Source organism: Brevibacillus centrosporus, from assembly GCF_046622605.1.
GTDB classification, from domain to species: domain Bacteria; phylum Bacillota; class Bacilli; order Brevibacillales; family Brevibacillaceae; genus Brevibacillus; species Brevibacillus centrosporus.
Genome location: NZ_CP176856.1, coordinates 3,082,024 through 3,094,147, shown reverse-complemented (window position 1 = coordinate 3,094,147; position 12,124 = coordinate 3,082,024). Strand labels below are relative to the sequence as shown.

Genomic DNA, 12,124 nt, shown 5'->3' with positions numbered 1-12,124 from the left:
TATTATTCTACGGTCTTAACCTACGTGTGAAATGACCTGCTCGGAAACCTCTCTATGTGGTCAGAAAGCAGATATTCCGCAAATTCTCGTGCGCTCACAAAAGGCCAAGCTCCTAGCGCCGCAGCTTTCCACCTTTTGAAGTATAGCCTCATCCATTATCTCAGCTGCTGACTGTATTTCGTATCCTGCATTCCCAAGACTGTTGGCTCGATTGTCATGGGCTAAGCGATCAACGGAATAATACCGGTGTTTCTCTCCATAATTTTAGCGCTAGCTTTTCATCAATTGCCCACGGGCGCACGCCTTCCCGATTGCTTTCATCGAGGGCAACTTTTGCAATATCACTATTTTCACAGTAAACGCCACCATATCCGTCCAGATCTGAACTTACCGCGCACCAAACAATCGTCGCCGCCCCTTCTGGAATCGTTTTGTTCTCGTCGTTGTAGCTTGTAAATCTTCGTTCCCCACTTGCTGTAATCGCACCGATAGCCCTCATTTCCTCGTCCGTTAAGGAATCAGAGAGATTGGTAACAATACTTCCCGGATGCACGGCAAACGAACGAATCCCGTCCGCTTGATAAAGCATATCGAGTGCTACGGTCATTAAAGACATCGCCGTTTTCGAGTGCCCGTACGCGATCCACTTATCGTAGCGGGTATCTGCAAAATTTGGGTCATCGAAGTTAAAGGGCCCAAACCAGTGAGCACGAGAGGAAAGATTCACCACTCTAGCGCCCTTTGCGTTCTTTAATGACGGCAAGAGCCCCTTTGTTAAGTAATAGTGCCCTAGGTAATTACTGGAGATTTGCAGCTCATTCCCCAAAGAATCAGTCTGGTAGGGAATGGCCATAATTCCAGCGCAGTTGATGAGAATGTCCAATGTGTGAAAATGCTCCTGAAACCACGAGATAAACAATTCGACAGTGTCTCTTTTGTTTAAATCGAATTCAGCCGGATATAACACCACATTCTCTACTTCAAATAATGCCTCTCTCGCCTTCCGGATGTTTCTTGCCGGAACGATAACGGTAGCCCCCCCTTTTGCCAAGGACTTGGCCGTTTCCAATCCTAGTCCAGCCGACCCACCGGTAACAATGACGACCTTTCCGTGCAAGCGACTATTTTTGATCACTTCTTCTGCAGTTGTTCGTGCAGTGTAGTTTGTTTCTAGCGGCTGCTGCATGCTTTCCCCTCCATCCAATGATGCTCATTTATACCCAAGTGAATAGACTGCTTATAACGGTGAAAGCTAGCTCCTTTGACAAGATTCATTATTTTGCAAGCTCGCGGCGCACAACAGGTGCGACTTTGGTTGCCAGCAATTCAATTGATTTTGCTACCTTCTCATAGGGCATTCCCCCGATATCCATTTGGAGCATCAATCGGGTATGTCCAAAAAGCTTATGTTGATGCAATATTTTTTCAATTAGCTGCTCCGGACTTCCCACGGCAAGTACTGTAGCTTGCCTCGCGGAATAATCGAAATCGGAACGAGGTATTCTCCCTCTTCCTGTCCTCTTTCCAGAAAATTGGTAAAAGTATTGGCTGTAATACGGATAAAACTCATCCCTGGCTTGCTGCGAGGTCTCCGCTACGTAACCATGACTCGAGACAGCTACACGAAGCTTCGACGAGTCATGACCATGATCTCGACCGGTGAGACGATACAGGTCGACTAGAGGCTTAGCCCTCTCTGGTTCTCCACCTAATAGGGCTATTGCCATGCCTACACCGAGTTTTCCGGCATTCACCGCACTTTCGGGTGTTCCGCCGACACCGATCCATACAGGGATCTCGGGCTGAAGAGGTCGTGGAGAGATTTCCGCATCATTGAGCGCACTGCGGAACTGACCGCTCCATGTAATCCGTTCCTCCTTACCCAGTTTCAGGAGCAGATCCAATTTTTCGGTGAAGAGACGATGGTAGTCATCTAGGCGATATCCAAATAAAGGGAATGAGTCGACAAATGCTCCACGTCCGGCAATGATTTCTGCTCGCCCGCCCGACACTAAATCGAGCGTAGAAAAATCCTCGAACAGACGGACAGGATCTATCGTGCTCAGTACGGTCGTCGCACTGGTCAGCTTGATTCTTTTGGTTGCCTGAGCAATGGCTGCCAAAATAACGGACGTGGAAGATACTGCAAAATCAAGATTGTGATGCTCCCCGACTCCGAAAATATCAAGCCCGGACTCATCGGCCAGTACAGCAGCGTCTACCATTTCCTGTAAACGCTGCCTTGCACTGATCCTTCTTCCATCATCCTGACTGGGAACAAGATCGCCAAACGTGTACAGCCCTATTTCAAAGCGAGATGCGGTAACGTCAGCCTGTTTTGGCTCGATGTTCATCAGGATCCCTTCTTTCACACTTCAGATGGTAGTAAGTTTTCTTAGGAGAACGGATAACGGATACCATCTATATTGATAAATACCAAAATGATTGCGATCACACCGAGTACAAAGGCCGGCATTGTTTTGGAAACAGGATCTTTCACTTTCAGATGAGCGATGCAGCCAAAGAGCATCGTAATAGCGAGCCAAACTCCTGCCCAAGCTGTTACCCATGGATGCCAAAAACCGATAATGAGACCGGTTACCCCGATATATTGGACAAGACCGGTAATGACCCGAAACCATTGAGGCAGGCCCAGATGATTGAAAGCTTCTACTTGAGCCTTTGCCCCCGCAAGCTTACTGCCTCCTGCAAGAAGGAAGATGAGAATTAACAGACTTTGAATAATGATGGAAAGTGTCGTCATTCTGTTTACACCCCTATTTTTTATTGACTTCGAATGATAAGATAGATGCGTTTCTTCCGGTTTTTCAGTGAATAGTTTTGACGTCATCAACACCCCTAGAAATCCAACAAGGAGCGTGCGATATATGGAGCACACAATGGAGGCTTGTGCGCTAGATCCGGCGCTGGATGTAATTGTCGGGAAATGGAAGTGTTCCATTCTATTCCATCTGTTTCACGGTACGAAACGGTTTAGCGAACTGCAAAAAGGGATTCCCGACATTACGAAGAAAATGTTGACTTCACAATTGCGTGAATTGGAGGAGCACGATATCATCCAGCGTGTTGTTTACCCGGTCGTTCCTCCAAAAGTTGAGTATTCGCTCACCGAATACGGCCGTACGCTTGAGCCTGTATTAAGTTCGATACATCAATGGGGAAGATCTCATGCAGAGCATATGCGTGTGCGAAGATCGAGCCTGATCCTTGAAGATACTAGGCAAAGCCTGTAAGAAACGTCGTGAACCTCCAGCTGTCTCAAAAGCCATACCTTTGGCATTGGGGCAGCTTTTTTCATGTCTTACTATGTTGTTCATGGTTGCGTCTCCCTCCTCTGTATATGGACTGAATATCGTTATTCGATATCCGCATAGTCATTATGTTTTCAAACCAATCAATTGAGAAGTAGGTACATTTATGTGTCAAGGATACATTTATGTAACCTAAGCAAATTGCCAGGAGCTTATTGAAACAAAAAATGCCCTCACGATCTGCTCATTGCAGCGTGAAAGGCACTTGAAAGCTGGCTTCCGTTACACCGAATAAAAACCCTCGCCAAGTGTCCAAGTATTGGCGAGGGAATGGTTATTAGCGATTTCTGTTCATTTTTGACAATTGATCTCCGATATCATCAATTTGCTTGGCCAGCCCGTCTCCTTCGTCTTCCCCTACTATATCTGCATACTTCCTGTAGAGATCGTCCCACGCTTCGTTGATCTTAACAAGCATGGCTACTCCCTCCTCCGTTACGTATAGCAAGGAGTGCTTTCCAGACTGCTCACTGTACAAAAGCCCTTTGAATTGCAGCTTCTCCACAAAGCGAGTAATGGTAGACGGAGCAGTATGCAGGAGCTCGGCAAGTTCTTTTTGAGAAATACCCGGTTTCTCATGGACAGCCAAAATGATAAAACCATAGGTTGGGGAAAGCCCCGTTGACCGAAATGATTCCTCCGCCAGCTTATCAAGAATTCGGTCCAGCTTTTTCACTGTAAAGAATAGACATTCCTTCAAAAACTCTTCGATTCGATCCCTTCGCATCATGAAACCTTCTTTCAGTCTTACTTCGCTAAAATTGCGTGCACAAGCAAATTATTTGGTAACCCGATTTTATCAATTGAGTTAGCTGGATTCAAATGCTTTTCTCTAAGATGCAAACGGAGAGGTCCACAGATGACGCTCAAAAAGAGTTGACAAGGAGACAGATCGTCCGTAATATAAACATCAGTTGCATGTGCAAGCAACTAAAATTCAACTCTTGAATAAGGAGTGATCATTTCTCATGATGTAGCCTTGCATTTAATAAGTCGGGAGCTGAAATAATATTCTCAGACGAAATAAATTGCATGTGCACGCAATTATATTGTTACAAGAAGCGCATGAGGTTCCTTTTTCGTCTCCAGCTTTTATAAAACTTCGGTGCGAGAGAAATTCTAGATAAGGGCACGATCGCCTGAGGCATAGCTCGCTGCAAATGCTTTCCTACTTATGCAGCCTTCTAACATAAATTCGCTAGGAATGAGGAGTGTATAAATAATGTCATCTACCCAAAAAGTTTGGTTTATCACTGGTGCCTCTCGAGGTTTTGGACGACTCATGGTAGAAAAACTGCTTAGTCAGGGTCAAAAGGTCGTTGCGACTGCACGTAAGCCAGAAGCCATCACGGATTCACTCCAGCATAGCTCTGAACAGCTTCTAGTGCTCCCACTTGATGTTACAGATGAAAATCAAGCCCATGCTGCAGCAAAAGCAGCTATCGAGAAATTTGGGCAAATCGATGTGCTGGTAAATAATGCAGGCTACGGCATTTTGGGCGGCGTCGAAGAAACGAGTGCGGCTGAAGTAGAGAAAAATTTTGCAACCAATGTGTTCGGACTGCTTAACGTTACTCGTGCGGTACTGCCCTACATGCGAGCGCAGCGTTCCGGGCACATCCTGAACCTCTCCTCCATCGGTGGTCAATTTGGCTTTATCGGCTGGGGGGTTTACGGCTCAACGAAGTTTGCTGTTGAAGGTCTTTCAGAATCACTCGCGCAAGAAGTTGCTCCCTTGGGGATTCATGTGACGATTGTAGAGCCAGGATTTTTCAGAACGGATTTTCTTGCGGGAGAATCTCTTGCTCGCGTAGAGAATGTGATTGCTGATTATGAAGAGACCGTAGGCAGCATGCGTAGCCAAATGTCAGCAGCAAACAAGCAGCAGCCGGGCGATCCTCAAAAGGCAGCTCAAGCCATGATTGATATTGCTTTTGTAGAGAATCCACCGCTCCGCCTCATGCTAGGTGCAGATACACTTGAAATGGTTGCCACCAAAATCAAGCATCTCCAAGCAGATATGGAGGCTTGGAAGCACGTATCTGTAAGTACAGGCTTTGACGAGTAAACCATCCATAGCGATCACTCCCTTTACCGTTTGGGGAGTGATCGCTTTTGTTTTGAACCTGTCCTCTCCATCGAGCCATTTTTCTTGAATACCCAAGCACTGGATTGGTAACCATATGATTGGACAGATACTGGCAGGTGGTTCCCTATGCAAGATACGCTATTCAATTCTTTGCAAAAGCTTTCGAAGTCCCATGATTTTACTCAGAAAAAGGTACGAACGAAGTGCAATGTAGTCCATTTAACCTATTACCAATCCGTGATCAGCAATGAACAATTGCATCACGATCTGCTCCCCTTCTTTCAAAATACAACAAACAACATACAGACTGTCCACGAGCTTCGCACATTAATACCCATCCAGGATTTAGTCATCTCATCAGACCTGGATGAAATCACACAACATTTGACGAAAGGCTATATCTTTATCCAGCTGGACAGCTACCTGGATGAAGGTGTTTTGGTAAACATAAAAGATCAGGAAAGTGGCGCCAGAAAGTACAACAACACTGAAAATGAATATAGCGTTGTCGGACCGAAAGTTGGATTTGTAGAAGATATCGATACCAATTTGAAGCTGATCCGCCGGATTATCATATCGGATAAGCTGACTTTTGAAGAGTTAACAGTGGGCTCTTTATCGAAAACCAGGGTCGCCATCGCCTACATAGAAGGGATTGCCAATCCAGAGCATGTCAATACCTTGCGTCAGCGACTCTCCGAATTTGATTTTGACGTCATTTTTGATAGTGCGCTGATCGATCAAATCATCGCAGACAACTCCAATTCCATTTTTCCGCAGTTTATGACGTCCGAGCGCGCAGACCGAATCAAATACGGGTTGATAAACGGGCAAGTTGCTATCTTTTGCAACGGATCTCCCTATGTGATGTTTGGTCCATCGACTATCTTCGATTTTTTCATATCGCCAGAAGATTATTACCTGCCGTGGATCCTTGGCTCATTTTTTCGGCTGATTCGCTATCTTGGGGTTATTTTTTCTGTCATGGCAACCCCGATTTACGTCGCCGTTTTAAGCTTCCATTATTCGGTCATTCCCAAAAATCTGTTGGGGCCGATTATCGAATCACGAGTAGATGTGCCGTTTTTGCCGGTCGTAGAAGCATTGTTCTTGGAAATTACAATCGAGCTGTTGCGAGAAGCAGGAGCCAGATTGCCGACAAAAGTAGGGCAAACCTTGGGGATCGTGGGTGGTATCGTCATCGGACAAGCTGCCGTTGCTGCCGCTCTGACAAGCAACATCTTGCTCATTTTCGTTTCATTGTCGGCTCTCGCATCGTTCACTACCCCGATTTATAAAATGTCCAACACGATTCGATTTTTACGTTTCCCTTTGATCGGACTGGCTGCCGTATGGGGGGGACTGGGCATCGTAATGGGACTTGTCATCATTTTGGGGCATCTACTCCGATTGCAGTCGCTGGGCACACCTTACCTTGCCCCCGTCTATCCATTTCGCTATAAAGATTTTCGAGACAGCTTCATTCGCGCTTCGACAGAGTATACGTATTTACGCCCAGGATTTCTTCGGCCCGTTTCGATGAAAAGGTATAAGGTCCATCCTCAAAAAGACAATCCGAACAGCTACGACAACGAATAAAAATCTCAAGGACAGGAGATAAGAAGATGAAATACGCCTATCTAACCTTATCCCTTTTTCTTGTCCTGACAGGCTGTGCCAAACTGAAAGTGATTGATCAAATCAAAATCATCCAGGGCTTGGGATATGACATCGAGGGAAAGAACATTCGTGGCATCGCCCTTTACCCGTTGTACAAAAATACGCATAGAGGCAACCCGCTCATCCTGTTAAACGGCCAGTCAGATACGATACAAGGAACGGTTACGTCCTTCACAGCCCAGTCACAGCACCAGATTGAGCTGGGTCAAACACGAACGGTGGTTTTAGGGGACGCCTTCGCAAAAAATGGGATATCCGAGCTTGTCAGCGTACTGGTGCGAGATCCCCTCCTAGGCAGCAACGCAAAAGTAATCCTTACGAATCAAACGGCAAGCAAAGTATTAACTCAGTCTTTGAAACAGCCGCCATACTACCTAGCGAATCTAGTTGAGCAAAATATGACGGAAGGAAATACCCCGATAACCAATTTCCACTTGTTGCTCAACCAGTATTATGGCAAAGGTCAGGATGTATACTTGCCCATTTTAAATATAGCTGAAAAGGGTCTAATTACCATGGACGGAGCAGGGATCTTTAAGGGCGATAAATTACATGTAAAAATCCACAGTAAAGAGGCATTGCTTCTCAAGCTGTTGACAGACCGAGATCTAACCGGAAAATACGAATTTACAACAGGAAAAAATGAACGTGTCTTACTTTCCTTTTTATATGGAAAACGTTCCATTTCTTTATTGGAAGATAAAACGGTTATATCCCTTACACTACATACCCAGCTTCAGGAATATCCAGCTTCCGTCAGTCCGCTAAGTGCGAGTGAGATGAACCGTTTCAAGAAACAAATCGAGGAGGAGCTTCAAAGCAAGATAAAAGAGCTTTTGACGAAATTCCAGACGAATGGTGTTGATCCAGTAGGATTCGGAGAGTTGTACAGAGGAAAACAGCGGGAATGGACAGAGGAACATTTCCAAAAGGATACCTATCCTAACCTTCACTTTGTTGTGAAGCCAGAAGTGATCTTGTCTCAATCAGGGGTGGGTTCTTAGTGCAAACAATCGTAAAGGAAAATTACTTGATTTCCGGATTTTTTGTGTTTTTTCTCATCCATGCCTCTCAAACCGGGATCGGCATGCTTCAGTTTCAAAGGATGGCGATTTACGGTGCTGAGCAAGACTCTTGGCTTGCTGTTCTATTTACAGGCATCAGCCTTCATCTTGTGTTATGGATGATGTATCAAATGTTGCGGAATCCCTCGAAGGATGTAATCGAGGTTCATCAATTTTGCTTCGGAAAATACATGGGAAATGCCGCTTCGCTTTTGTTGATTGCCTATTTTTTTATGACTGCTCTCACCGTCCTGCGTGTCTATATTCATGTGCTGCAGGTCTGGATATTCCCATCCCTGCAAACCTGGGAGTTATCCCTGATTTTTATTGGCATTCTCTCTTATTTAGTCACAGGAGGATTTCGGGCACTGACGGGCTTCTGCTTTTTTAGTGTCATCTTATCTACTTTACTTATGGCCGCCTTTTACTTTCCGCTCGAATATGGTCAGCTCCATCATCTACTCCCGGTATTCAATCATTCCTTATCTGACTTACTCTTATCCGCGCAGTCATCGAGCATCATCTTTCTTGGCTTTGAAACCTTGCTGCTGTATTTCCCTTTTCTCAGAACTCCTCAAGAATCCATGAAATGGGCGCACTTGGGCTTGCTCTTTAGCACTCTAAAATATGCGGTTCTACTGGTTATTACACTTCTTTATTTCAGTCAAGGTCACTTGATCCACTCTCTTTGGCCGACTTTGGAGATGGCTAAAATTATCGAAATCCAGTTTCTTGAGCGATTTGAATTGTTGTTTATTTTCTCATGGTTTATGATCATCATTCCGACTGTTTGCATCCCCTTATGGTGCTGCACAAGGATCCTCAAACGAGTTTGCAGAATCAAGCCAAGTTGGTCCCTCGTAATACTGATGACCTGTCTTATGGTCGCCTCCATCTTGGTTCAGGATCAATTAGAGGTGGATTTTCTGGGCAATTTCTCTTCCGTCACCGGACTTTACTTTGTTTACGTTTATATCCCCCTGTTATTTATTTTCTATAAGATCATCGAGAGGATCAAGCTGAGACGTAATCATCTGTGAGATCGGGAATATGGATTAGTTAATTTCTTAAGAACCGAAGGAATTCACTTCCGGTATTCGCCTTCCATGAATTCCTAACCTACTCGGTGATTTAGGACACTATCTTAAAATTGTCGAGCAAGCTCCATTGCTTTATGAATGGCCTTGTCTTTGATAGCTGGTGCCAGATCAGGAGTAGCGCCCATTCCTTCAACGAAAATCGCTTCAGTGCTAGACACTCCTAAAAACTTCATAATCACTTCCCAGTGGCGGTGACTCATTTCAAAGCTAGCTTGAAGTGGGCCTTCGGATAAAATGCTCCCGCTCGCTTGAATATGGATGGCTTTTTTGCCTGCAAGCAGTCCAACTGGTCCTTGATCCGCCACATATTTAAATGTTTTCCCCGCAACGCAAATCGCGTCGATGTATGCTTTCATCGCTGGAGGATAAGAGAAGTTCCAAACAGGATTCACGAACACATATTTGTCGGCTGCAACGAATTGGTCTACAAGCTCACCAAGACGACTCACCTTCGCTTTTTCAGCACTGGTTAGGTTATCAAAAGCCTCTCCATTTCTTAGCTTGAACCAACCATTTAATACGTCTGCGTCAATTTGTGGAAGGTCCGTTTTATATAAATCGAGGTGGACGACTTCATCATTTTGATTTTCAGCTCGATAAGCCTCTACAAATTCCTTTCCGACAGAAAGGCTGTAAGATGCCTCTGTATCGAGTGGATGTGCGGTAATGTAAAGTACGGTTGCCATATAACTATTTCCTCCTGTTACCTAAGTGCTAGATATCAACTGTGTTCTATCTGCACTGTCATTATGTTTTCAAAAAGCAAGTTTGAGAAGTAGTTACATTTATGTGTCAAGGGCACATGGATGTAACCATGAGTGGATCAACCGTTCCTTCACGCAAAAAAAGCCTCTAGATGAGAGGCTGATCGTCTTGATCTATTTGACTAACCGACAAATTTATAGCCAACGCCCCAAACCGTCTTTATGCTTTGATTTTTTAGGGCGAGCTTTGATCGCAAATTCTTAATGTGTACGGTTACCGTATTTAAATCTCCGTATCCAAACTGTCCCCAGATGGCGTCATAAATCTGCTCACGGCTTAAAACACGGTTTTTATTTTGAACCATATAAAACAAAATTTCAAATTCCTTTGTAGTAAGGGACACTTTTTGGTTCTCGTGATAGACCTCATAAGTATCTTTATTAATGACAAGATCACTTGTTTGTATAGTATTTGTTAAGCATACATACCGATTTTCGCGACGCAAGTGAGCTTTAATACGAGCAACTAATTCATTTACACTAAATGGTTTTGGGATATAATCATCTGCTCCTACTTCCAATCCAATGATGCGATCGAGCTCTCGATTTTTCACACTCAATAGTAAAATCGGAATGCTGACGTTGGGTCTGATTTTTTTGCAGACTTCCAGCCCATCCCCATCCTGAATCATGATATCGAGTAAAAGAAGTGAGATATCTGGATCCATTACTTTTTTTACGATTTCCTCTTCAGATTTGAAGCTAGTGGCTTGAATCCCCTCTTCTAGGAGGGCTTCTGTAAGCAATTGGACAACATTTTGATCTTCAGATGCAATCAGAATGGTAGAACCACTCATACGTGAACCTCCTGTCATCGTAGTAGTTTTCTTTCCTTGTGATCATACCCCCTTGAAATCTGTTGTTGAAGTAGGCACCTTGAAGAGACAAGGTTTAAAAAAAGTAACCTAGAAAAAACAGTTTGCTTCTATCCCTTGAATATTTTCTTGAAACGTTTATGAAATAACTGTCGTCAGAATGTACGCAACCAACTTCATCGGCATAGCAGAGGTGATGGAAAACAAATAGTTACGAATAAGCTGCTAGAATCGAGCTGGGAAAAATGCTCACGAGTGTTCCGAGTGCAGAAGAAAAAACAAAAAATAAATCAGTAAAATTCCATGTAACACTTACGAATTACCACCGTCTAAAGAATAGTAACTAGCAACACGAAAGCTGAGGTGGGGAAACGGACAGACTAACAAGCATCATGACGATTGCTGGTAGAGGTAGTACTCAAAATGGCTTCAATCGGGTCAACAAATACAAGAATTTCGTGACGTGTCGCTAGAGCAGCACATCTAAGTTAAGTTTCGTTAAAGTATAGGCTTTAGTAAGTAAGTAGATTTGAAGCGGATGCAAGTTCACGCTCCCCTTGAAATCGTTCAACCAATCAACTACTCATAAGAAAAGGTGGTCACTTCCATGAAAATGAACCGTACCATTCTCGCACTTTCCACTTTCGCTCTTCTGTCTGCAGGCTTCCTGCAGCATGACGCATCCGCTGCTACTTTCTTCACGGATCAAAATACTACTGTGGATAAAGATACCATGCACATCATGGTTGACCAGCAAACTCAAGATGAGTTGGCAGCTGACTTTTTCCTGCCGGAAGCTACCATTACGACGGCTGAGGGGATTCAACTGATCGTTAACGCCTTTGATTTAAATTTGGACACGATTCGTTTTGTGAAGCCCCCGCTTGCCAGTGATTACTACAAAAACGCGAACAACAGCGCCTGGTATGCCAATGCGTTAATCATTGCTGCAAACAACGGCTTGGAGTTACCGGCAGATCTTGAGCCGAATAAAATGTGGACAAAAGAAGAGTTCGTCTTCCAGCTGATGCGCGCTATGGAATCGAAGAACGCTCTCCCCATGATTAACGTGGTTCCTGCTAAGCTAGCGGATGAGGCCGAGCTGAATATTGCCTATCAAGGTGCCATTCAGCGAGCACTCGCGCTTGGCTTCACGAAGCTCGATGAAAAAGGAAACTTCAATCCAAAGGGCGAGATTAGCCGTAAAGAGTCTGCCGAGCTGATCCAAAAGGCGCTGGAGTATGTGAAGGCACGTACACTCCCAGCTCAGCCATAAGGGT

At 44.5% G+C, this 12,124-nt stretch carries 12 protein-coding genes; 6 read left to right on the top strand and 6 right to left on the bottom strand.

All coding sequences use genetic code 11. The features are described 5' to 3' along the window. Positions 1-229: 229 nt before the first annotated feature. The 3 genes from ACLIN2_RS15655 to ACLIN2_RS15645 all read right to left on the bottom strand — a co-directional run bounded on the left by ACLIN2_RS15655 (position 230) and on the right by ACLIN2_RS15645 (position 2,764). Positions 230-1,186: an SDR family NAD(P)-dependent oxidoreductase gene (locus ACLIN2_RS15655; RefSeq protein ID WP_327929156.1), complete on the bottom strand. Its 957-nt coding sequence runs from the start codon at positions 1,184-1,186 to the stop codon at positions 230-232. An 88-nt stretch (positions 1,187-1,274) separates the two neighbouring features. Next, the gene (locus tag ACLIN2_RS15650) at positions 1,275-2,354 is read right to left on the bottom strand and encodes an LLM class flavin-dependent oxidoreductase (protein ID WP_122922659.1); all 1,080 of its coding nucleotides are present in this window, start codon (positions 2,352-2,354) and stop codon (positions 1,275-1,277) included. Between the two features lie 41 nt (positions 2,355-2,395). Continuing rightward, positions 2,396-2,764: a DoxX family protein gene (locus ACLIN2_RS15645; RefSeq protein ID WP_122922660.1), complete on the bottom strand. Its 369-nt coding sequence runs from the start codon at positions 2,762-2,764 to the stop codon at positions 2,396-2,398. A 124-nt stretch (positions 2,765-2,888) separates the two neighbouring features. Between ACLIN2_RS15645 and ACLIN2_RS15640 the strand changes: the two genes are divergently transcribed. Next, positions 2,889-3,254, top strand: coding sequence for a winged helix-turn-helix transcriptional regulator (locus tag ACLIN2_RS15640; RefSeq protein ID WP_122922661.1), 366 nt, complete (start codon positions 2,889-2,891; stop codon positions 3,252-3,254). Between the two features lie 355 nt (positions 3,255-3,609). Here ACLIN2_RS15640 and ACLIN2_RS15635 read toward each other — a convergent pair whose 3' ends face one another. Then, complete coding sequence (locus ACLIN2_RS15635; protein WP_122922662.1) at positions 3,610-4,059, bottom strand: MarR family winged helix-turn-helix transcriptional regulator; 450 nt, start codon at positions 4,057-4,059, stop codon at positions 3,610-3,612. A gap of 495 nt (positions 4,060-4,554) precedes the next feature. On the opposite strand from ACLIN2_RS15635, the gene ACLIN2_RS15630 reads away from it, so the two are divergent. The 4 genes from ACLIN2_RS15630 (at position 4,555) to ACLIN2_RS15615 (ending at position 9,205) form a co-directional block, all read left to right on the top strand. Then, entirely contained in the window at positions 4,555-5,400 is an 846-nt protein-coding gene (locus ACLIN2_RS15630; protein ID WP_327929161.1) for an oxidoreductase, read from the top strand. Positions 5,401-5,547: 147 nt separating this feature from the next. Next, positions 5,548-7,020: a spore germination protein gene (locus ACLIN2_RS15625; RefSeq protein WP_327929162.1), complete on the top strand. Its 1,473-nt coding sequence runs from the start codon at positions 5,548-5,550 to the stop codon at positions 7,018-7,020. 26 nt (positions 7,021-7,046) lie between these two features. Continuing rightward, complete coding sequence (locus ACLIN2_RS15620) at positions 7,047-8,105, top strand: Ger(x)C family spore germination protein (protein WP_411501493.1); 1,059 nt, start codon at positions 7,047-7,049, stop codon at positions 8,103-8,105. A gap of 26 nt (positions 8,106-8,131) precedes the next feature. Continuing rightward, positions 8,132-9,205: a GerAB/ArcD/ProY family transporter gene (locus ACLIN2_RS15615; RefSeq protein WP_411501492.1), complete on the top strand. Its 1,074-nt coding sequence runs from the start codon at positions 8,132-8,134 to the stop codon at positions 9,203-9,205. Between the two features lie 104 nt (positions 9,206-9,309). Here the strand turns inward: ACLIN2_RS15615 and ACLIN2_RS15610 are convergent, their stop codons facing one another. Then, entirely contained in the window at positions 9,310-9,951 is a 642-nt protein-coding gene (locus ACLIN2_RS15610; RefSeq protein WP_327929165.1) for an FMN-dependent NADH-azoreductase, read from the bottom strand. 200 nt (positions 9,952-10,151) lie between these two features. Continuing rightward, positions 10,152-10,826 carry a response regulator transcription factor gene (locus tag ACLIN2_RS15605; protein WP_327929166.1) on the bottom strand — a complete coding sequence of 225 codons (675 nt, stop codon included), beginning with the start codon at positions 10,824-10,826 and terminating at the stop codon, positions 10,152-10,154. 625 nt (positions 10,827-11,451) lie between these two features. On the opposite strand from ACLIN2_RS15605, the gene ACLIN2_RS15600 reads away from it, so the two are divergent. Next, positions 11,452-12,120 carry an S-layer homology domain-containing protein gene (locus tag ACLIN2_RS15600; RefSeq protein WP_327929167.1) on the top strand — a complete coding sequence of 223 codons (669 nt, stop codon included), beginning with the start codon at positions 11,452-11,454 and terminating at the stop codon, positions 12,118-12,120. The last annotated feature ends 4 nt before the right edge of the window (positions 12,121-12,124 follow it).